16 protein-coding genes are annotated in these 22,277 nt (G+C 61.5%); 15 read left to right on the forward strand and 1 reads right to left on the reverse strand.

Going from position 1 to position 22,277, the window contains the following annotated elements:
• The 3 genes from AC11W3_RS17645 to pal all read left to right on the forward strand — a co-directional run.
• A partial coding sequence (locus AC11W3_RS17645; protein ID WP_484093469.1) for an RCC1 domain-containing protein occupies nucleotides 1-2,634 on the forward strand: 2,634 nt, incomplete at its 5' end.
• 299 nt (nucleotides 2,635-2,933) lie between these two features.
• Nucleotides 2,934-3,272, forward strand: a complete 339-nt coding sequence (locus AC11W3_RS17650) for a hypothetical protein (RefSeq protein WP_484091531.1) — start codon at nucleotides 2,934-2,936, stop codon at nucleotides 3,270-3,272.
• Nucleotides 3,273-3,478: 206 nt separating this feature from the next.
• Nucleotides 3,479-4,075 carry a peptidoglycan-associated lipoprotein Pal gene (pal, locus tag AC11W3_RS17655; RefSeq protein WP_484091532.1) on the forward strand — a complete coding sequence of 199 codons (597 nt, stop codon included), beginning with the start codon at nucleotides 3,479-3,481 and terminating at the stop codon, nucleotides 4,073-4,075.
• Between the two features lie 238 nt (nucleotides 4,076-4,313).
• Here the strand turns inward: pal and AC11W3_RS17660 are convergent, their stop codons facing one another.
• Complete coding sequence (locus AC11W3_RS17660) at nucleotides 4,314-4,730, reverse strand: helix-turn-helix domain-containing protein (protein WP_484091689.1); 417 nt, start codon at nucleotides 4,728-4,730, stop codon at nucleotides 4,314-4,316.
• A 516-nt stretch (nucleotides 4,731-5,246) separates the two neighbouring features.
• On the opposite strand from AC11W3_RS17660, the gene scpC reads away from it, so the two are divergent.
• The 12 genes from scpC to AC11W3_RS17720 all read left to right on the forward strand — a co-directional run bounded on the left by scpC (nucleotide 5,247) and on the right by AC11W3_RS17720 (nucleotide 22,223).
• Complete coding sequence (scpC, locus tag AC11W3_RS17665) at nucleotides 5,247-6,806, forward strand: succinyl-CoA:acetate CoA-transferase ScpC (protein ID WP_484093470.1); 1,560 nt, start codon at nucleotides 5,247-5,249, stop codon at nucleotides 6,804-6,806.
• A 25-nt stretch (nucleotides 6,807-6,831) separates the two neighbouring features.
• Nucleotides 6,832-7,668, forward strand: coding sequence for an IclR family transcriptional regulator (locus tag AC11W3_RS17670; RefSeq protein WP_484091534.1), 837 nt, complete (start codon nucleotides 6,832-6,834; stop codon nucleotides 7,666-7,668).
• An 86-nt stretch (nucleotides 7,669-7,754) separates the two neighbouring features.
• On the forward strand, nucleotides 7,755-8,060 hold the full coding sequence (locus AC11W3_RS17675) for a DUF485 domain-containing protein (protein ID WP_484091535.1): 306 nt from the start codon (nucleotides 7,755-7,757) through the stop codon (nucleotides 8,058-8,060).
• 36 nt (nucleotides 8,061-8,096) lie between these two features.
• Entirely contained in the window at nucleotides 8,097-10,073 is a 1,977-nt protein-coding gene (locus AC11W3_RS17680) for a solute symporter family protein (RefSeq protein ID WP_484091536.1), read from the forward strand.
• A gap of 157 nt (nucleotides 10,074-10,230) precedes the next feature.
• Nucleotides 10,231-10,809 (forward strand): DUF6125 family protein, encoded by a 579-nt coding sequence (locus AC11W3_RS17685; protein ID WP_484091537.1) that lies wholly within the window; start codon nucleotides 10,231-10,233, stop codon nucleotides 10,807-10,809.
• Between the two features lie 123 nt (nucleotides 10,810-10,932).
• On the forward strand, nucleotides 10,933-14,181 hold the full coding sequence (gene icmF, locus AC11W3_RS17690) for a fused isobutyryl-CoA mutase/GTPase IcmF (protein WP_484091538.1): 3,249 nt from the start codon (nucleotides 10,933-10,935) through the stop codon (nucleotides 14,179-14,181).
• A 487-nt stretch (nucleotides 14,182-14,668) separates the two neighbouring features.
• Nucleotides 14,669-15,844 (forward strand): thiolase family protein, encoded by a 1,176-nt coding sequence (locus tag AC11W3_RS17695; protein ID WP_484091539.1) that lies wholly within the window; start codon nucleotides 14,669-14,671, stop codon nucleotides 15,842-15,844.
• Nucleotides 15,845-16,023: 179 nt separating this feature from the next.
• Nucleotides 16,024-16,869 (forward strand): 3-hydroxybutyryl-CoA dehydrogenase, encoded by an 846-nt coding sequence (locus tag AC11W3_RS17700; protein WP_484091540.1) that lies wholly within the window; start codon nucleotides 16,024-16,026, stop codon nucleotides 16,867-16,869.
• A gap of 30 nt (nucleotides 16,870-16,899) precedes the next feature.
• Nucleotides 16,900-17,679 (forward strand): enoyl-CoA hydratase/isomerase family protein, encoded by a 780-nt coding sequence (locus tag AC11W3_RS17705; RefSeq protein ID WP_484093471.1) that lies wholly within the window; start codon nucleotides 16,900-16,902, stop codon nucleotides 17,677-17,679.
• A 152-nt stretch (nucleotides 17,680-17,831) separates the two neighbouring features.
• Nucleotides 17,832-18,971 (forward strand): acyl-CoA dehydrogenase, encoded by a 1,140-nt coding sequence (locus AC11W3_RS17710; protein ID WP_484091542.1) that lies wholly within the window; start codon nucleotides 17,832-17,834, stop codon nucleotides 18,969-18,971.
• Nucleotides 18,972-19,144: 173 nt separating this feature from the next.
• Nucleotides 19,145-21,271, forward strand: coding sequence for a heterodisulfide reductase-related iron-sulfur binding cluster (locus AC11W3_RS17715; RefSeq protein WP_484091543.1), 2,127 nt, complete (start codon nucleotides 19,145-19,147; stop codon nucleotides 21,269-21,271).
• Nucleotides 21,272-21,446: 175 nt separating this feature from the next.
• The gene (locus AC11W3_RS17720) at nucleotides 21,447-22,223 is read left to right on the forward strand and encodes an electron transfer flavoprotein subunit beta/FixA family protein (protein ID WP_484093472.1); all 777 of its coding nucleotides are present in this window, start codon (nucleotides 21,447-21,449) and stop codon (nucleotides 22,221-22,223) included.
• The last annotated feature ends 54 nt before the right edge of the window (nucleotides 22,224-22,277 follow it).

The following is a 22,277-nucleotide window of genomic DNA, read 5'->3' on the forward strand; positions in this document are numbered from 1 at the left end:
CGCGCCGGTGACGAGCGGTCGCTGGCGACGATCAAGTACAGCTACGGCTCCCCGATGGTCGCCCTGAGCTACAACCCTCAAGGGAGCGGTGCCGGGACCGTTACCCTCGACCCCGGCGGGAGTTTCATCAACAGCTTCAGCCGCAACTTCGAACCGGCGACGGTAGTGATCCTGACCGCCACACCGCGGGCCGATTCCAACTTCACCGGGTGGGGCGGCGCCTGCAGCGGCACCGGGCCCTGCACCGTCACGCTCAACGAGGCCCAGTCAGTAACCGCGACCTTCGACCACAAGCCCATCCCGCTCAACTTCACCCGCCTCGGCGCGGGGCAGGGGGGGGTCACCTTCACCCCCGGCACCGCCTGCTTCGGCGACTGCCCCCAGTTCTATGATGCCGGTACCGAGGTCAGCCTGACCGCCACTGCCGCCGGCACCTCGCGTTTCACTGGGTGGGGCGGAGCCTGCAGCGGTACCGGACCCTGTACCATCGTGATGGCCCAGGCCCAGGATGTTTCAGCCACTTTCGAACACGGTCCCCGGCTCATCTACCAGCCTGTCGGCACCGGTATCGGCTCGATCACGCACGTCGATTACAGCGAGTCTCCGTGGCGGCCGCAGTTCTGCGACGGCAACTGCAGCGCCGAATACCGCGAAGGCACCACGGTCACCGTGACCGCCGAGGCCTATCCCAACGCCACCTTCGTAGGCTGGGAAGGTTCCTGCAGCGGTACCGACGCCTGCACGGTCACCCTGAGCGCCGATACCGTAGTGACGGCACGCTTCACAAAGATCGCCCCCAAAACCTCCCTGGCTGCCGGCGCACTTTCCAGCATGGCGCTCTTCGGCAACACCTTGTGGGGCTGGGGGGACAACAGCTACGGCGAACTCGGGGCCTCGGACTCTTTCTGGTACTTCAGTACCCCCGTGGAGATTTCGGCGGCACCGCCCCTGGTCAAAGTTGCCTTGTCCAGAAACGGCGCTACCGGCGCAGGTATCGCCCTCGACGGCAGCATCTGGGCCTGGGGCAACGGCCGGGAATCGCAATTCGGGGTGCCGGGAGTCCAGAATCAGTACCCTCCAGCCCAGGTGCCGGGGCTTACGGGAATGGCAGAGCTAAGCCTGGGGATGTGGCACGGCCTGGGCGTCAAGGCCGACGGCTCCCTGGTAGCCTGGGGAGATAACAGCGCCGGTCAGGTTGGCGACGGTTCCTACCCCGGCGGCACCATGATTCTGCCGACCGTCCTGCCCAACAGCAGCGGCTTCATCTCCGTCGCCGCGGGCAACTACTACTCCGTGGCACTCAAGGGAGACGGCAGCGTCTGGACCTGGGGACAGAACAGTTCCGGACAGCTTGGCTTCGAGTCCGGCCCCTGGGACGACACCTACAGCCCCCGGATGCTGGAGGGGGTCTCCGGTGTGACCGCCATCGCCGCCGGGGCCGACCACACCGTCGCCCTGAAGGCGGACGGAACAGTCCTGACTTGGGGGCGCAATGACCAGGGACAACTGGGCGACGGGACCACGGTTCAGCGCGCGGCGCCGCAGGCCGTTCCCGGGCTCACCGGTGTAACCGCCATCGCCGCCGGGGATGAGTTCACCATGGCCCTGAAGGCGGACGGTACGCTTTGGACCTGGGGGCGCAATGGTCATGGCCAGCTCGGGATCGGCAGCACGGTAGCGCAGAGCTCGCCGGTGCAGGTCACAACGCTGGCATCGGTGGTCGCCATCGCCGCCGGCCAAGCCTATGCCCTGGCGGAAACGAGCGACGGCGTGGTCTGGAGCTGGGGCTACAACGACTACGGGGCCCTGGGCGACGCTTCGAGCTACGACCGCGCCACGCCGGTCAAGGTCAGGTTCGCCTACGGTGACGCCTGGCCGCCGCGCACTCCCACCACTACCGCTTCCCCGGCAGGAGGTACCTACTCCTCGGCCAAGATGGTGGTGCTCTCTCCCAGCAAGTCCGCAACCATCTACTACACGCTGGACGGCACGACGCCCACCGCCCAATCCGCCGTCTACATGGGACCGCTGGCGATTTCGTCGACCACCACGCTGAGATACTTCGCCTCCGCCACGGACGGCTCCAGTAGCGAACAGGTGAAGACCCAGATTTACAGCTTCCCGGTCATTGCCGACTTCTCCAGCCAGGTCACCTCCGGCTACGCGCCGCTCATCGTAAGCTTCAGCGATCTCTCCAGCATGGCCGACTCCTGGCTGTGGATTTTCGGCGACGGTGCCAGCGACACTGCCAGGAACCCGGTCCACGTCTACAACGACGCCGGGACCTATTCGGTGAGCCTCACCGCTTTCGGCGCCAGCGCCTCCGACACCAGGACGAAGCACCGCCTGATCAGCGTGCAGAAATGCTCGGAGGCCCCGGTGAGGATTCCGGGCCCGACGCCGGCGGCCTTCGCCGACCTCCTCTCCGCCTACCTCCAGGCTGCCGACAACGATGTCCTCGAACTGCAGGAGTACAACTTCAGCAGCGATCTCATCTTCGACAAGGAGATCGGGGTGAGCCTCAAGGGGGGGTATGACTGCAGCTACCAGGACAACCTCTCGGCCGCTGGAATATTCGGGAAGCTCACGGTAAAGGCGGGAAGGGTGAGGCTGGAGAACATCCGGCTGCGGTGACCCCTGCAATTTCACCTGCCGGGCGAATGGAAGTAAAGAGGGGAGCCACCAGCGGCTCCCCTCTTTACTTTGTGGTCAGTACCTCAGCCAAAGAACTCCCCGTCGTCAGGTCCCCCCCCTTTTGACAAAGGGGGCAGGGGGATAAGGGCATTCGGGGATGACAATCTCATGGCGGAAGATTAACGCTGATCAGTAAGAGTAATGATCATAGGGAATTAGTTGGCAGTACCAATAGCCAAAGGTTAATTTTTTACAGGTAAACATTGCGCATCCCGCTCTTTTGGTGTAAATCACCCTTCATGGCGAAGGAGATCAACATTTCGAGCAGAAAAAATCTTGCCTGGTCAATCATCCCGATCTGCGTCTTCCTGATCGCCTTGGGAGTCAGGCTTCCCAACCTCGAGAACGGCCACAGTACGCCAAAGCCTCGCCCGCGCGCCGTCATTGAATGCAGCAGCAAAAGCAGCCAGGAGGCGACGGGCAAGAAGATCCAGTTCGCCGACTTCTACCACGAATATGCCCCTAGGCTGCTGGCACCTGCGACCTTCGAAACCGTTTTCGCCCTTGAAGCGTATAGCTTCAGTTCCATCACCCCTCCCCAAAGCGGTGCCCGCGGACCACCTGCATCCATCTGCTGATCACTCCCTTAGAAAATCAACAGTCGGCTTAACCCCGGCTGGTTACCCCGTCGTGCGCCCGAACGATAGTTCGTCTCCGCTTTGGAGGAGCGACGTTTCGTGCGGGTGCGAACATTTCGTCGTGCCCGCGGTCTCAGCGGATGCGGTGCAGCAGCGACGCGCCCTGTCGCAGTTGCTGCCGCGCACGACTATCAAAAGGAGAGAGTATGAAACAAAAGTTCAAGATGTCCCTGATCGCTTGTGCCCTGACAGCCCTGTGCGCCGGCGGCTGCGCCAAGCAGCAAGTGGTCAAGCAGGATCAGATGATCCCTCCGGCCACGCCTTCAGCCCCGTCCGCCTCAACCGTTAAGGCTCCGGCCGCAGCCGTGAAGGTCGAGGCCAGGGACGCAGGCCTTTCCACATCGAAGATCGATGAGTCGCAGGCTCAAAAACAGGTTCAGCCGGCGACGCCGGTCAAGGCGGAGAGCCTCAAGACCGCCCTGGACAGAATCTTCTTCGACTTCGATTCGGCGAACCTTTCGGACCAGGCACGCGAGGCCCTGGCAAAAAATGCCGACCTCCTGAAGAAGGGGCAGAGCAAGATCCAGATCGAGGGGCACTGCGACGAGCTCGGCTCCGACGATTACAACCTCGCCCTGGGGGAGAGACGTGCCAAGGCTGCCTCGAAGTATCTTCAGAGCCTGGGCATTCCTTCCGACCGGCTATCGACCATCAGCTACGGCAAGGAGAAGCCTGCCGATGCCGGCCATGACGAAGCTGCCAGGGCCAAGAACCGTCGCGACGAGTTCGTGATGAGCAATTAAGTGAAGGGACGGCCTGAGTTTCGTTCAGGAGCGCGCCTCGCCCGGGGGAGGGGAGGCTGCTGATGAGTCACCGGCGATCCTGCATCAGGGTTCGGTGCCGTTGTTGAAAATTTAGAAGCTGGAAATGCGGAAGGGGACCCACGATGTGGATCCCCTCTTTTTTTGCCCGAAAGGGCCCGACCTGCGGCTGTGATGGGCCGCAGGTGGCGTTGTGGCGGAAGCGGTGCGGGAACCGGGGCTATGCGGCGGCGTTCTCGCTGTTCAAGGTGAAGCGCTTGATCATCTTCTGGCGGTAGTCGACGATCTCCTTCCTAAGCGAAGCCAGCTGCGACATCTTTTCATCCACCTTGTCGATATGCTGGTCGAGGATCTCGATCAGGCGCGGGATCATCCTGTCGGTCTCTTTGGCGTCGCCGTAGGCGACGTAGAGATCCTGCATCTCCTTGATGGTGAGCCCCAACTCCTTCAGCTTCAGGATGAACTTGATCCTTCTGACATAGTAGGGGGTATAGCCCCTGGTGGCGCCATCGAGTCGCTGCACCGACTCTATTATCCCCACCTCTTCCCAATACCGGAGCGTCCTCGTGGTGAGATCGTACTGCTTCGCCAGGTCACCTATCGAAACCGCTTCCTCGCCATCTTTCAGTATGTTCAGTATATTCATGGATTTCACCTTTACGTAAACTTCATCCATTCATAGGCTATGCTCCGGCGTTTGTCAACTCATTACTGTTGCCAGCCCCAGAACAGGGAGGGGCAAGGGGGTGGCAGGATGAAAAATTATGATTACGTAGAATATTGTTTTATTAACGCTTGACATGGACGTAAACTGCGAGTATTTTTTCAGCGTAGCTTTCGCTCTCTGTGATAAATGTATGAAAACAACGTCTTATTGAGATGTTGCGGGTGGCGGTGGCGGTGGCCGGAAAGTCCAGGATCCCGTGCACGTCAAATCGCAACAAGGTTGCCATGGTCGATCCAATGCTTATGACTCCTCTCTTGCAGCTCAAATCAAGCCTTTACCCTTCACGGTTCGACGCCTTCATTCACAGCCATACACCAATGTTTTACATTTGCTGGTCCGGAGATAATTGCATATAAACCGTGACTTTTGGCCCTTACCAGAGGCTGCCACCCACGGGTGTCTTGATCATAACAAACGGAGGTTTACATGAGCGAACTGCAAAAGAGGATCAGAAAGACCAGCCTGCATTCCAGGATCATGAGCGCCGAGGAGACCATTCCTTTCTTCAAGAACGGCATGGACCTCGGCTGGTCCGGCTTCACGCCGGTCGGTTACCCGAAGGTGGTGCCTGCGGCGCTGGCCGATTACGTCGAGAAGAACAACCTGCAGGGGAAGATGCGCTTCAACCTCTTCATCGGGGCATCGATCGGCGCAGAGATCGAAGACCGCTGGGCCTCGCTACTGATGACCGACAAGCGCTGGCCGTACCAGACGGGGAAGGTGGTGCAAAAGCAGGTCAACAACGGCACCGTCCGGATGGGCGACAAGCACCTCTCCCTCTACGCCCAGGACCTGGCCTACGGCTTCTACACCAAGGAGCGGGGCGGCGGCTTCGACCTCGGCCTGATCGAGGCCAGCGGCATCACCGAGGACGGGAGCATCATTCTGGCCGGCTCCATCGGCTGCGCCACCGAGGTCATCCAGCACTCGGACAAGCTGATCATCGAGATCAACACGGCCATCCCGTCCTTCGAGGGGATCCACGACATCGTGATGACCGAGCGCCCTCCGTACAAGAAGCCCTACCTGATCAGCCGGGTCGATGACCGTATCGGCTCCCTCCATGTTCCCTGCGACCCCGACAAGATCGTTGCCATCGTCGAGTCCCGCATGCCGGACAAGGGGCGCGCCCTCTCCCAGCCCGACGAGGTTTCCGAGCAGATCGCGGCCAACATCCTCGATTTCTTCCAGTTCGAGGTCAAGGCCGGGCGGCTGCCCAAGAACCTCCTGCCGCTCCAGTCAGGTGTCGGCAACATCGCCAACGCCGTGGTCGGCGGCATGGTCAAGGGTCCCTTCTCCAACATCAACGTCTGGACCGAGGTGATCCAGGACACCATGCTCGACTTCTTCGATTCCGGGAAGCTCAACTTCGCCTCCTCCACCTCGCTTTCCCTCTCGGAAGGGGGCTTCAAGCGCCTCTACGACAACTGGGACTTCTACACCAGCAAGGTCGTGCTTCGTCCCATGCAGATCAGCAACAACCCGGAGCCGATCCGCCGCCTGGGCGTGATCGCCATGAACACCCCGGTGGAGTTCGACATCTACGGCCACGCCAACTCGACGCTGGTCGGCGGGACCAGGATGATCAACGGCATCGGAGGCTCGGGCGACTTCCTCAGAAACGCCTACCTCTCCATCATGCACACCCCTTCCACCCGTCCCTCCAAGAGCGACCCGACCGGCATCACCTGCGTGGTCCCCATGGCCCCGCACGTGGACCACACCGAGCACGACCTGGACGTGCTGGTCACCGAGCAGGGACTCGCCGACCTGCGCGGGCTTTCCCCGGTGGAACGGGCCAGGACCATCATCACGAAGTGCGTCCACCCCGACTACAAGCCGATCATGACGGAGTATTACGAGCGGGCGAAGAGGGAATGCTTCGAGCTCAACGTGGGACACGAGCCGCACATGCTATTCAAGGTCTTCAAGATGCAGCAGAACCTGGCTGAGAACGGGACCATGAAGATCAAGAGCTGGGATTAGTTCCGGACCGATCGAGGGGATGACGATGGAAAAGGGAAAAACGGACCTTTCTTTTGATGGACTGCAGAAGGCCCTGGAACTTATGGAAATCGTGGCGGCCGGTGGGAAGCGCTGCTCCCTGTCGGCTCTGGCCCGCAAAGCAGGAATCAGCAGGTACAAGGTGATGCGTCTGCTGGACAGCCTCGAGAGCAAGGGGCTGGTGGAGTATGCGGTGCAAAGCGGCAAGTATGACCGCGGCCGCGCGAGAAGGCTCGCCGAGAGGCTCATCGACAACGCCAGGGACCTCAAGTATGCAGGAGCGATCATGAAATCAATCCTCCCTCATGACGACGAGCTTTACGTGACCATTCTGAAGGACGCCCGACCGGTCCTGGAACAGCTGGCCCGCCAGCACAACGAAGCCATCTACATGGCGATCCTCAACGGCGACGAAGTCTTCTTTCTCGACATGGTGGACTGCCTTCAGCAGGAAAAGGTGGAGCCGGTGGTGGGAAAGCGCTTTCCCTTCTTCAGCAATGCGGCAGGGAAGGTCATGCGGGCCATCGATTCCTGGGACCTGCTGGAGAAGATCGGCAAGAGGTGGCGCGGCAGCCGCGGCCGCTACCCCGACATGGCGGCGCTGCGGGTGGAGTTGGAGCAGATCCGCGAGAAAGGCGTGGCTATCGACTGCAGCGGCATGGGTGAGGGAGTGATCACCGTCGCGGTGGCGGTGAGGGATTACGGCGGGAAGGTGGTGGGGGCCCTGATGATGCTGGGGCCGTCGATCCGCCTCTTCGGCGAGAGGCTCGAGGGGGAGATCATCCCCTCCCTGCGCCTGAGCGCCGAGACCCTTTCGATGAAGTTCGGCTACGCCCGCCCGTAAGGGGCATTCGACCTTGCATGCAATGAATAGGACCCGCTGCCAGGGGCGGGATGATTTGACAACCCTCAACAAAAGGAGTGACGGCCATGGCGGAAAAAACCCAATGGGAAGTGATTGCCAACAACAGCAGCTTCATCGAACTCAAACGCAAAAAACGCAGTTTCCTGTTCAGCTGGTGGATCATCTCGACCATCTACTACCTCCTCCTCCCGGTCATCTCCGGCTACTTTCCGGAGGCGTTCAACGTCAAGGTCCTGGGTCCCATCAACTTCGGCTACATCTTCATCCTCTCGCAATTCGTCATGGCGATCGGGGTGGCGAGCTACTACGCCCATGTTGCCAACAAGGACTTTGACCGGCTCACCAAGCAGTTGCTTGATGTTCTGAAATAGACAGACGCGTCATCACATAAAGAGGAGGGGGAAATAATGAAAAATAAAATAGCCGCTTTAACCGTCGCCCTTTCGTTGTCGTTATTCGGCACCGCCATAGTCTCGGCAGCAGGTCCTGCTGCAGCTCCGTCCGCCCCGGCAGCATCGGCGCCCGCGGCTTCCGCTCCGGCGACCGCAGCGGCTGCAACCCCTGCGGCCGCTTCGGTAAAGGCGCCCGCCAAGGCCGATGCCGCTCCCGCCAAGGTCACCCCTAACCGCGGGATCACCATCGGCATGTTCGCCCTGATCATCGCCGTCACCATGGGGGTCGTGGTCTGGGCAGCGAAGAAGACCACGACTGCCTCCGACTTCTATACCGCCGGCGGCGGCATCACCGGCCTCCAGAACGGCTGGGCCATTGCCGGAGACTACATGTCGGCAGCGTCGTTCCTGGGGATGTCCGGGTTGATTTCCCTGTACGGCATCGACGGCTTCATGTACGCGGTAGGACCGATGTTCTCGTTCATCGCCATCCTGCTGGTCATCGCCGAGCCCTGCCGCAATGCCGGGAAATACACCCTCGGCGACATCCTCTCCTTCAGGAGTTCGCCAAAGATCGTCCGCGGGGTAGCCGCCATCTCGACCGTGACCGTCTCCATCTTCTACCTCATCGCCCAGATGGTTGGCGCCGGGAAGCTCATGCAGATGCTGCTGGGCATCCCTTACAAGGTATCGGTCATCGGCGTCGGCGCCCTCATGGTCGCCTACGTGGTCTTCGGGGGGATGAAGGCTACCACCTGGGTGCAGATCATAAAGGCCTCGCTTCTCATGGGGGCGACCACCGTGCTCTGCATCCTCGTCGCGGCCAAGGCGGGCTTCAATCCCATCCACTTCTTCACCGACATCGTCAACAGCCCCGCGATCCAGGATCACGTACGCACCAACGTCCTCAAAGACGTCATTGCCAAGCCCGGCGTCAATTATGGGCAGAGGTTCCTTGAGCCAGGTCTCTTCCTGAAAAGTCCGCTCGATCAGATCTCGCTGGGGCTTGCCTGGGCGCTCGGCGCCGCAGGTCTTCCCCACATCCTGATGCGCTTCTTCACCGTTCCCAGCGCTAAAGACGCCCGCAAGTCGATCATCATCGCCCTCTTCCTCAACTCCAGCTTCTTCTTCATGATTTCCGTGATCGGTTTCGGCGCCGCCCTTTACCTCACCCCGCAGAGCATCCTTGCTGTCGACAAGGGTGGCAACATGGCGACCCTGCTGCTGGCACAGCACATGGGCGGCGGCGCGGGGAGCCTCGGCGGCGACATCTTCCTGGCCTTCATCTGCGCCGTGGCCTTCGCCACCATCCTCGCCGTCGTTTCCGGGCTGGTGCTGGCGGCCTCGGCAGCCATCGCCCACGACGTCTACGTGAACATCATCAAGGACGGCAAGGCCGATCAGCACCTGCAGGTCAAGGTAGCCCGCATCACCTCGCTCTTCGTCGGCACCTCCGCCATCGTCATGGGGCTCATGGCCGAGAAGGAAAACGTGGTGGCGCTGGTGGCCCTGGCCTTCGCCGTGGCGGCCTCCGGTAACTTCCCGGTGATCGTCCTCTCGCTCTTCTGGCGCAAGTTCAACACCTCCGGCATCATTTCCGGTCTGGTTGTCGGTACCGTAACAGCGCTGGCCCTGGTGATGGTCTCCCCCGTGATGACCTATCCCAAGAAGGTGGCAGCCGATGCCAAGAAGGTGGTCGACGTCCTGGAGAAGAAGCAGGCCAGCGGTGTGGCGCTGCCTGAGAAGGATCTGAAGAGCCTGGAGAAATCGAGGGCCGAGTACGAGAAGAACAAGAACGGGACCTCCATGGTCGGCCTTGACGCCCCCATCTTCCCGCTCAAGAACCCGGGCATCGTTTCCGTCCCGATCGGTTTCCTGGCCGCCTTCTTCGGATGCCTCCTCTTCAGGGAGCGCCGTGCCGAGGAGATGTTCGACGAGATCGATGTCCGCCAGAACACAGGCATCGGCATCGCCAAGGCCTCCGACCACTAAAGAAGCTCCCCCTCCTCGACGGGAGGGGGCTGGGGGGTGGGTGAAGCGGCCACTTCTGAGATGGTGGCATCCGCCCCCACCCCCTGATCCCCTCCCTCATGGGGATGGTGGATATGAAAAGATGGGGTAACCGACATCACCTAAAGGAGGTGGATCCATGACAAATGCTGCAACCTTACAGGCAGAACCCTGCGTTGCCGAGCAGGCGGGGGATGGAGGCATCAAGCTCCTCTACTCGCTCAGCAAGGAGGAACTGGTCCGGATCATCGTCGACGACGCCAAGAACTGGCTGGCCCATGACGGTGTCTGGTTCCAGTCCCTTGAGAAGAAATACGGCATGGATGTGGCGGTTGAGATCGATACCGACGCCTGGCGGCTCTTCACGGTGATCGAGGCCAAGAGGATCATGGAGCGGCTGGGGATGAAGCCCGGCGGCGGGATCCCCGCCCTGGTGGAATGCCTGCAGCACCGCTTCTACGCCCGCCTGAATCTTCAGGAGTCCATCGAGGTCAGCGAGCATCGCGCCGTCTTCCGGATGCTCGATTGCCGCGTCCAGTCGGCCCGCAAGCGCAAGGGGCTCCCGGACCACCCGTGCAAATCGGTGGGGATCGTCGAGTACGGCGAATTCGCCAGGACCATCGATCCCCGCCTGCAGACCCGCTGCATCGCGTGTCCGCCCGACGAGCACCCGGAAGAATTCTGGTGCGCCTGGGAGTTCACCCTCGCGGACAGCTAAGACAGAACCTCCCCCCTTTGTGGGGGTGCGGGGGGGAACCATGTTGCCAACCGCAAAAATCCCCCTAAATCCCCCTTTTGCAAAGGGGGACTTAATCTCCCAACTTGACGAAGGAGAACGACCATGCACATAGCCGCTGCGGCACCTTACCGATCCACACACAAGATTCGTTTTGTTACGGCTACCAGTCTCTTCGACGGTCATGACGCTGCCACCAATATCATCAGGCGGATGCTCCAGGCCTCGGGGGCCGAGGTGATCCACCTGGGTCACAACCGCTCGGTGGAGGCCATCGTCACCGCTGCCATCCAGGAGGACGCCCAGGGGATCGCGGTAAGCTGCTACCAGGGTGGGCATGTGCCCTTCTTCAAGTACATCCGCGACCTCCTGAAGGAGCGAGACGCCGAGCACATCAAGGTCTTCGGCGGGGGGGGCGGCGTCATCGTCCCTGACGAGATCCGCGAGATCGAGTCCTACGGGGTGAGCAAGATCTTCTCGCCCGAGGACGGCCGGCGCATGGGGCTCCAGGGGATGATCAACCACATGCTGGAGCTCTGCGATTTCTCCCCCGAGCGCGACATCGACTCCGAGATCGACCGGCTCAAGGAAAGGGACATCCGCGCCGTCAACACCCTCATCAGCCTCGCCGAGCAGGCAGTTCATGAGCACAGCGAGGGCTACGGCGCCGTACGGGAGCGCATCCGGGGCATGGGGAAAGAGGTCCCGGTGCTCGGCATCACCGGCACCGGCGGGGCGGGGAAGAGCTCCCTCACCGACGAACTCGTCCGCCGCTTCATCAGGGACTTCCCCGACAAGAGCGTGGCCATTCTGGCGGTGGATCCGTCCCGGCAGCGGACCGGCGGCGCGCTCCTCGGCGACCGCATCAGGATGAACTCCATCAACAGCGACCGGATCTACATGCGCTCCCTTGCCACCCGGGATTCCCGCTCAGAACTTTCCGCGGCCATCCAGGACGCAATCGACGTGGTGCGTGCCGCAGGCTTCGAGATGGTCATCGTCGAGACCTCCGGGATAGGGCAGGGGGATGCCGGGGTGGTCGGTATCTGCGACGTTTCGCTCTACGTCATGACCTGCGAATTCGGAGCACCCACCCAGCTCGAGAAGATCGACATGCTGGACTTCGCCGACCTGGTCGCGCTCAACAAGTTCGAGCGTAAAGGTTCCGAGGATGCGCTGCGCAACGTGCGCAAACAGTACCGCCGAAACCGGAACATGTTCGAGGTGCCCGACGAGGAGGTTCCGGTCTACGGCACCATCGCCTCGCAGTTCAACGATCCCGGCACCAACGTCCTTTACCGGGCGGTGCTCGATCGCTTCAATGACAAGAAAAAGCTCGGATGGCAGTCGCAACTGAAGATCACCGAGAAGCAAAGCCTGAAACAGTACATCATCCCGCCCGACCGGGTTCACTACCTGGGCGAGATAGTGCTGACGGCCCGCAATTACCGGAAGACGGTCGAGGAGCAGGCGAAGATAGCGCGGACCCTGTTCCAGCTCCAAGGGGCGAAGTCCCACGTGAAAGGCGAGGCCGCTTCCGCCGAACTTGACCAGCTGATCGGATCGTTCTCCGGAAGGCTCCAGGACGAGCCACGGCGGATCATGGAGGGCTGGCCGGCGCTCAAGGCCAGCTACCGTCAGGAGGCCCAGGTCACCAAGGTGCGCGACAAGGAGATCCGCACCGAACTCTACACCACCTCCCTCTCAGGGACGAAAATCCCCAAGGTCTCTCTCCCCGACTACGAGGACTGGGGCGAGATCGTCAAGTGGTGCATGAAGGAGAATGTCCCCGGCTTCTTCCCCTACACCGCGGGCGTCTTCCCCTTCAAGCGGGTTGAGGAGGATCCGAAGCGGCAGTTCGCGGGCGAGGGGACCCCGGAGCGGACGAACAAGCGCTTCCACTACCTCTGCCAGGACGACGGTGCCAAGCGCCTGTCGACCGCCTTCGACTCCGTGACGCTGTACGGGGAGGACCCGGACTATCCGCCGGACATCTACGGCAAGGTGGGAGAGAGCGGCGTCTCGGTCTGCACGGTCGAGGACATGCAGAAGCTTTATGCCGGCTTCGATCTCTGCGCCCCCTCCACCAGCGTCTCCATCACCATCAACGGCCCTGCGCCGATCATGCTGGCGTTCTTCTTCAATACCGCGATCGCGCAGCAGCTTGAGCTTTTCCGCAACACGCATGGCCGCGAGCCCTCGGAGGAGGAATACCGCAAGGTCGGGGCCTGCACCCTGCAGACGGTCCGCGGGACGGTGCAGGCGGACATCCTCAAAGAAGACCAGGGGCAGAATACCTGCATCTTCTCCACGGAGTTCGCGCTCAGGATGATGGGAGATATCCAGCAGTACTTCATCGAGCAGCAGGTGCGGAACTACTATTCCGTTTCGATCAGCGGCTACCACATCGCCGAGGCGGGGGCCAATCCGATCTCCCAGCTCGCCTTCACCCTCTCCAATGGGTTCACCTACGTCGAGTACTACCTCTCGCGCGGCATGCACATCGACGACTTCGCCCCCAACCTGTCCTACTTCTTCTCCAACGGCTTGGATCCCGAATACACCGTGATCGGGCGCGTGGCGCGGCGGATCTGGGCGGTGGTGATGCGCGAGAAGTACGGCGCCAACGACCGCAGCCAGAAGCTCAAGTACCACATCCAGACCAGCGGGCGTTCCCTCCATGCCCAGGAGATGGACTTCAACGACATCCGCACCACCCTGCAGGCCCTGATGGCGCTCTATGACAACTGCAACTCCCTGCACACTAATGCCTACGACGAGGCGGTCACGACGCCGTCCGAGGAATCGGTGCGCCGGGCCATGGCGGTGCAGATGATCATCACCAAGGAGCTGGGTCTGGCCAAGAACGAGAACCCCCTGCAGGGTGCCTTCATCATGGACGAGCTGACCGACCTGGTGGAAGAGGCCGTGCTGGCGGAGTTCGAGAGGATCGACCAGCGCGGGGGAGTGCTGGGGGCGATGGAGACCCAGTATCAGCGCAGCAAGATCCAGGATGAGTCGATGCTCTACGAGGACAGGAAACACTCAGGCGAGCTGCCCATCATCGGGGTCAATACCTTCCTTAACCCCCGCGCCAACGAGGAGGGGTACCAGATCCCCGGCGAACTGGCCCGGGCCTCGGACGAGGAGAAGGAGCAGCAGATCAGGAATCTGAGGGCGTTCCATGAGCGGAACAAGGACAAGGCGCCGGCGGCGCTGAAACGCCTGCAGGAGGCGGCAGTGAGCGGCGGCAACATCTTCGCGGAGCTGATGGAGACGGTGAAGTGCGCGTCGCTGGGGCAGATCACGCGGGCACTCTACGAGGTCGGCGGGGAGTATCGCCGGAATATGTAGCTGCCGCAGGGGGAGGGTAGCGGCCACTCCTCCTCTCGACGGGTGACAGCATCCGTAGGAGCGCCCTCCCGGGCGCGAACAACCGCACAGGGCGGAATGTAGCTGCCGTAGGAGGCGGTTCCCGCCATTCCTCCTCCCGATTGATGACAGCATCCGTAGGAACGCCCTTCCGGGTGCGAGGTTCGCGCCCGGAGGGCGCTCCTACAAAAGGATAATCGTCTTCATCCTGTTACGACCAGCGGGGCAATCCACGGATTGCCCTTCTTTTTGTTTGCAGCCTTCCCTTTACGTAAAGCGTAGATATTGAAGGCGGGAGCTTTGAACAAGCATAAACAACTTTCTCGGGCTATAAACCCGCAGTATGCAAGGTTTTAGGTGGCATGGGTCATATTTTTATACGGTGATGTAAAAATCTGTTCTAAAAACGATTGACACGTACGTAAACGAGCTGTATATTCACACTCAAATTTCACGGCTGGAGGTGGCAATGAAAGAGGTATTTGTTGTTGAATCGCTGAGAACGCCATTCGGCTCCTTCGGGGGAAACCTGTCGGATGTCGAAGCACCCTCTCTGGGTGGTGCTGTGATAAAGGCGCTTCTCGATCGCACTGGGCTCGATCCCGCCCAGGTTGACGAAGTCATTGCGGGGCAGGTCCTCCCTGCAGGCGTAGGGCAGGCTCCGGCACGTCAGGCGATGCGCTTCGCAGGGATACCTGATGCCGCTCACGCCATGACCATCAACAAGGTTTGCGGCAGCGGCCTCAAGTCGCTGATGTTGGCCGCAGGTTCCATCATGCTGGAAGATTCGGCAGTCGCAGTGGCAGGGGGGATGGAGAACATGTCGCTGTCTCCCTTCGTCCTGAAGAAGGCCCGCTACGGATACCGGATGGGGCACGGCGAAATCACCGACCTGTTGATTTACGACGGTCTGCAGGACCCGTACTCCGGCAGGCATATGGGTGACATCGCCGAGGAGGCCGTCGCCAGGCACGGGCTGACCCGCGAAGCGCAGGATGAATTCGCCATCCGCTCCTACCGCCTCGCCCAGGAAGCCGTGAAAGGCGGCGTCTTCAAGGACGAGATCGCCGCGGTGACCAAGAAAGGGCGGGGCGGTGAGATCGTGATCTCCGACGACGAGGAGCCGTTCAAGGTCGACTTCGCCAAGCTCACCGGACTGCGGCCGGTTTTCAGGAAGGATGGCACCATCACCGCCGCCAACGCCTCCTCCATCAATGACGGGGCCGCCTTCTCCCTCCTCGCCGGAGCCGGTGCGGTGAAGCGATTGAACCTCTCGCCCAAGGCCAGGATCGTCGCCTATGCCACCTGCAGCCTGCATCCTGACCAGTACACGGAAGCGCCGGTGGGAGCGATTCAGCGCGCCTGCGCGAGGGCCGGTCTCAAGGTCGGTGACATCGATCTCTTCGAGATCAACGAGGCCTTCGCTGCGGTGACCATGATCGCCATCAAGGAGCTGGCCCTCGACCCGGCGAAAGTAAACGTCAACGGCGGCGCCTGCGCCATCGGCCATCCCATCGGGGCCAGCGGCGGCAGGTTGGCGGCCACCGTCATCCGGGAACTGCACAAGCGTCAGGGCCGCTATGGCCTGGCCACCCTCTGCATCGGCGGCGGTGAAGCGGTCGCCGTCATCTTCGAGAGGGTGTAGTCCCTTGGAAGCCTGTAGTCCCCTCTCCCTCCGGGAGAGGGCCAGGGTGAGGGCGCCGGCCACGGAGCAGCACGAGTACTATGCGGCAACTTCCCTCACCCGGCCTTCGGCCACCCTCTCCCGCGGGGAGAGGGGCTTTGATAAGAGATCTAACGAACATCAGATACAGGAGGGGTGACATGTTCAAGGTTGTCGGTGTCTTAGGAGCAGGGCAGATGGGGAGCGGGATCGCTCACGTCTTCGCCCAGCACGCATACCAGGTTCTCATGTACGACATCTCGGAAGCCCAGCTGGAAAAGGCGCTGAAGTCGATCGAGAAGAACCTGGAGAGGCAGGCGAACAAAGGGGTCATCTTCAGTACCAGCATCCAGGGGATCATGGGGCGCATCACCATCACCAAGGACATCAGGGACTTCTCCACCTGCGACCTCGTGGTGGAGGCCGCCAGCGAGAACGAGGCGCTGAAGTTCGACCTCTTCCGCAAGCTCGACGAGATCCTGGGAGAGGATGCCATCCTCGCTTCCAATACCTCTTCCATCTCCATCACACGCATCGGCGCGGTGACCAAGCGACCGGACAAGGTGATCGGCATGCACTTCATGAACCCCGTACCTATCATGGAGCTCGTCGAAGTCATCCGCGGTCTGGGCACCAGCGACGAGACCTTCCAGGCCATCAGCGCGCTGGTCGCGAAGCTCGGCAAGCAGATGGCGGTCTCGAACGACTACCCCGGCTTCATCGTGAACCGTGTCCTGATCCCGATGATCAACGAGGCTGCATTCGCCCTTTATGAGGGTATCGCCTCGGCAGAGGACATCGACAAGGGGATGAAGCTTGGGACGAACCAGCCGATGGGCCCGCTGGTCCTCGCCGATTTCATCGGGCTCGACACGGTCCTGGCCATCTGCAACGTCCTCCATGACGGATTCAAGGACCCGAAGTACCGCCCCTGTCCGCTGCTGGTGAACATGGTCAACGCCGGGTACCTGGGGAAAAAGTCGGGAAGGGGATTCTACACCTACTAAGGTCTGTTCGGCTTATTCACGGGAGAAGACATGGAAAAGAACATCCTTTGCGAGATAACCGACGGTGTCGCCCTCGTCACGGTCAACCGCCCCGCAAGCCTCAACGCGCTTAACAGCCAGGTCCTCAGCGATCTGGAGTGCACCCTCTTCGAACTGGAGCGTGACGACAGTGCCCAGGTGGTCATCATCACGGGATCCGGTGAGAAGGCCTTTGTGGCCGGGGCGGATATCAAGGAAATGGCGAACATGAGTTCCTTCGAAGGGCACCAGTTCGCGCTCAAGGGGCAGCGGGTCATGCTCCTCATCGAGAAGATGACCAAGCCGGTAATCGCCTCGGTCAACGGTTACGCCCTCGGCGGGGGGCTGGAACTGGCCCTCGCCTGTGACCTCATCTACGCCTCCGATAACGCCAAGGTCGGCTTTCCCGAGGTCACCCTGGGGATCATCCCCGGCTTCGGCGGCACCCAGAACCTGGCGAGGCTGATCGGGCCGAACCGGGCCAAGGAGATGGTGCTGAGCGGCAGGATGATTCCGGCGCAGAAGGCCCTGGCCTGGGGACTGGTGAACGAGGTCTTCCCGCAGGCGGAGCTGGCCGGAAAGGCGCTGGAGCTGGCCAAGGAGATCGCCAGGAACGGCAGTCTCGGCGTCGGCTACGCGAAGAACGCCATCGTCAACGGTCTCAACATGACCAAGGAGGATGGCTTCCGCTACGAGAGCTCCCTCTTCGGCGTCCTCTTCGCCACCGAGGACCAGAAAGAGGGGATGGGCGCCTTCGTCGAGAAGCGCAAGGCGCAGTTCCAGGGGAAGTAGCTTCGTATCCCCTCCCATGACGGGAGGGGCGAGGGGTGGGAGAAGCTGCCACGGGCGACCATGGTGGCGCCTGCCCCCACCCCCTGACCCCCTCCCTCGAGGGGAGGGGGATTTCTTCGAACCTTTTTAGGGCACACCAATAGGAGGATGAGATGAATTTCGAATTGAGCCAGGACCACAAGGTGTTGAGGGATTCGGTACGGGACTTCGTGGAGAAGGAAATCAAGCCGATCGCCATGAAGATCGACGAGGAGCACATGATCCCCGACGACCTGGTGAGGAAGATGGGGGAGATGGGTTTCCTCGGCAGCTATCTGCCGGAGGAATATGACGGCGCCGGCCTCGACATGCTTTCCTATGCCATCGTGGTCGAGGAGGTCTCGAAGGCCTGCGGCTCAAGCGGCGTCCTGATCTCGGCCCACACTTCGCTCGCCTGCGGCCCGATCTACACCTTCGGCACCGAGGCACAGAAGAAAAAGTGGCTCCCGGCGCTCAACACCGGCGAGATCATCGGCTGCTTCCTCCTCACCGAACCCGATGCCGGCAGCGACGCCGGCGCCATCGCCACCACCTACCGCCGCGACGGCGACGACTACGTGATCAACGGCTCCAAGATCTTCATCACCAACGGCGGCTACAAGGGGACCGGCGTCGTCTTCGCTACCTCCGACAAGAGCCTCAAGCACAGGGGCGTCTCCGCCTTCATCGTCGACCTGCAGTCCCCCGGGGTCGAGATCCTCAAGAACGAGAACAAGCTGGGGATCCGCGGCAGTTACACCACCGCCTTCGCCCTCGACAACGTCCGCATCCCGGCGGAGAACCTCCTGGGACAGGAAGGGCAGGGCTTCAAGATCGCCATGGACACCTTGAACGGCGGCCGCATCGGCATCGCCTCCCAGGCTCTGGGGATTGCCGAGGGGGCCTTCGAGCGGGCGCTGGCGTACTCGAAGGAGCGCAAGCAGTTCGGCCAACCGATCTGCGATCTGCAGTCGATCCAGTTCAAGCTGGCCGACATGTACGCCCGGATCGAGACCAGCAAGCTCATGACCTACAAAGCCGCCTGCCTGAAGGACCAGAAAAAGAATTACACGGTGGAGTCGGCGATGTGCAAGATGCTCGCCTCCGAGGCCGCCACTTTCGTCACCAAGGAGGCCATCCAGATCCACGGCGGCTACGGCTTCACGGTCGATTACGAGGTGGAGCGGATGTTCCGCGACGCCAAGATCACCGAGATCTACGAAGGTACCAACGAGGTCCAGAGGGTGGTCATCTCGAAGATCCTGCTGTCGTAGTAAGGCATTAAGTCCCCCTTTCGAGACTGCTCCCTCTCCCGGGGGGAGAGGGAGCCTGAAATGCGGCGCTAAATCCCCCCCGGCCCCCCTTTTTCAAGGGGGGAGAGTTTAAGGGGGGAACGCAAGGGGATGAGGGGTTAGAACGAGAGCTAAGAAGCTAAGCGGAGCGTGTTATGGAAGCTACCAGAGAAATCTATTGGAACGTGGGGCACGGGGTGGTCATCCCGATGTACCTGATCACGCTTCTGGCCCTGGCCGCCTGCGGCTACGGGTGCTACAAGCGGGTCGAGCTCTACCGGCAGGGCAAGGCGATCGATCGCCTGGATAACCTGGGTGAGCGGATCTCCCTCATGGCCAGGAACCTCTTCGGCCAGATCAAGGTGCTGCGCGTCAGCGGCCCGGGTGTTCCCCACGCGCTCTTTTTCTGGGGCTTCATCGTCCTCTTCATCGGCACCCTGCTGGTCATGGCCCAGGCCGACTTCTCCCAGCCCCTCTTCGGCGTCGCCATCCTCACCGGAGGCTTCTACAAGTTCTACTCGCTGGTCCTCGATCTCGCCGGTGCCGTGGCGCTCGTCACCCTCTTCGGCCTCTCCATCCGCCGCTTCATGGTTCGCCCGGAGGGGCTGAAGATCACCCGCGACGACTACCTGATGCACGGTCTGCTGGCCGCCATCATCGTCACCGGCTTCTTCGCCGAGGGCGTCCGCATGGCCGCGACCGAGCTTCGCCAGAACCCGGAACTGGCCCGCTTCTCCCCGTTCGGCCTCATGGTCGCCAAGCAGTTCGCGGGGCTCGATGGCCAGTCCCTGCGGGAGCTGCACAAGCTCTGGTGGTGGCTCCACTTCTTCCTGGTCACCGGCTTCATCGTCTCCATCCCGTGGAGCAAGTTCCGCCATCTCCTGACCACGCCGGCCAACTATCTTCTCGGCGACCTGCGGGAGAAAGGGTCGATGACGACCATCAACCTCGAAGAGGAAGGGCTTGAGCACTTCGGCGCCGACAAGGTTGCCGACCTCACCTGGAAGGATATCTTCGATGCCGATGCCTGCACCAGCTGCAAGAGGTGCCAGGACCGCTGCCCGGCAGCCAACACGGAAAAGCCCCTCTCGCCCATGAAGGTGGTCCAGCAGATCGGGGAGGCGGCCTTCGGGAACCCCCAGTCGAACCTGATCGAGACCGTCAGCCAGGACGCCATCTGGTCCTGCACCACCTGCCGCGCCTGCCAGGAGATCTGCCCGGCCCAGGTCGAGCATGTCAACAAGATCATCGAGATGCGGCGCAACCTGGTGCTCATGCAGGGGGAATTCCCCGGCGAGGAAGTGATGGTTGCCGTCAACAACATCGAGGTCAACGGTAATCCCTTCGGCCTGGCGTACGCCGGACGCGGCAACTGGGCGGAAGGACTCGATGTCCGGCACCTTTCCGATGGCGAAGAGGCCGACATCCTCTACTTCGTCGGCTGCTACGCCTCCTTCGACAAACGCAACCAGGAGGTTGCCCGGAGCTTCGTAAAGATCTGCAACGCCGCGGGGGTCCGGGTCGGCATCCTCGGCAAGGAAGAGAAATGCTGCGGTGAGCCGCTGAGAAAGCTCGGCAACGAGTACCTCTACCAGATGACCGCGCAGGAGAACATCGAGCTGATCAAGGGCTACGGGGTGCGGAAGATCGTCACCACCTGTCCGCACTGCCTGAACACCCTCGGCCGCGACTACAGGGATCTGGGCCTCGACGTGGAGGTCGAACACTACACGGTCTTCATCGACGACCTCATGAAGAATGGCAGCCTCTCCATCGAGGCGCACCAGTTCGACTACACCTACCACGACTCCTGCTACCTCGGCCGCTACAAGGACATCTTCGAACAGCCGCGCAACGTCCTGCACGTGGCAGGCGGCCGGATCAACGAGATGACCAAGGCGGGGCTGGAGAGTTTCTGCTGCGGCGCGGGCGGCGGCAGGATCCTGGCCGAGGAGAAGCTGGGGAGCCGCATCAACGTGAAGCGGGTGAAGATGGCCGAGGAAACCGGGGCGCCGCTGCTGGTATCGAACTGCCCCTTCTGCCTGACCATGTTCGAGGACGGAATCAAGACCGGCGATTGCGAGGGAAAACTCCAGGTCCGGGACCTGGCCGAGATCGTCGCCGAGCGGCTCAGCAAGCCGATCTTCCTGGCAGGCGACCCTGCTGACGAGGATGCCGTAGCCGTCATCGCTCCGGCTGGTCTCGCTCAATCTGGAAGAGCGGATGATGCCGTCGGGGATGAGGAACGCATTGCGGCTGCTGAGGGATTGTCAACGGTGTAGGAACTCCCCTCGGCGCCCTACGGGAGATGGTTAAACGCGGTTCGCTCTGTTGGAAATGGTAAAAGACGGTTCGCGCCAGGGATGGCGCTCCTACGGAAGATGGTTAAAGGCCTTGCGCGCCGGAACGGCGCTCCTACAAAGCGGGTATGAAGCACACGAAATTTAGGAGGATCATATGAAAATTCTGGTCTGCATAAAACAGGTGCCGGATATGGAATCCAGGTTCAAGCCCAACAGCGATGGGACCTGGTATGACGAAGCCGATCTGGCCTTCCGGATGAACGAATACGACGAATACGCGGTGGAACAGGCCGTCCAGCTCAAGGAACAACTGGGGGGGGAGCCGGAAATCACCATCCTCTCCATCGGTCCGGACCGGACAGTGGAGGCCATCAAGAAGGCGCTGGCCATGGGCGGCGACCGCGGCGTGCACGTCCAGGACAACAAGTACTACCAGAAGGACCCCTGGCAGATCGCCTCCATCATCGCGACCTACGCGAGGGGCCAGAACTACGATCTGGTCTTCACGGGGATGCAGTCGCAGGATCGCGGCTCAGCCCAGGTCGGCGTCATCGTCGCCGAGCTCCTCGGCATGTCCTGCGCCACCACCCTCGTCGGCTTCGCCTACGACAGCGGCACCATAACCGTGAAGAGGGAACTGGAAGGGGGGACCAAGGGGGTGGCGAAATTGAAGCTTCCTGCCGTCGTTACCTGCCAGCTTGGGCTCAACACCCCGCGCTACCCGACCCTGCCCAACATCATGAAGGCCAAGAAGAAGGAACTCCTCCCCCTGCCGGTCACCGAGTTGCTGCTGGAGCCGGAACTGGCCGGCACCGACAAGATCTACCACCCTGCCAAGAAAGGGGGCGGGATCGTTCTCGAAGGGGACGTCGGGGTGCAGCTCGACCGGTTGATGGGGATACTGAAGGAGAAAACCACGGTCTTGAGATAGCGCCGGTGCAACCTCCAAGATGCCACTCCGCGATCAAAATCAAATCCCCCCTAC

It is taken from the genome of Geomonas sp., from assembly GCF_056994735.1.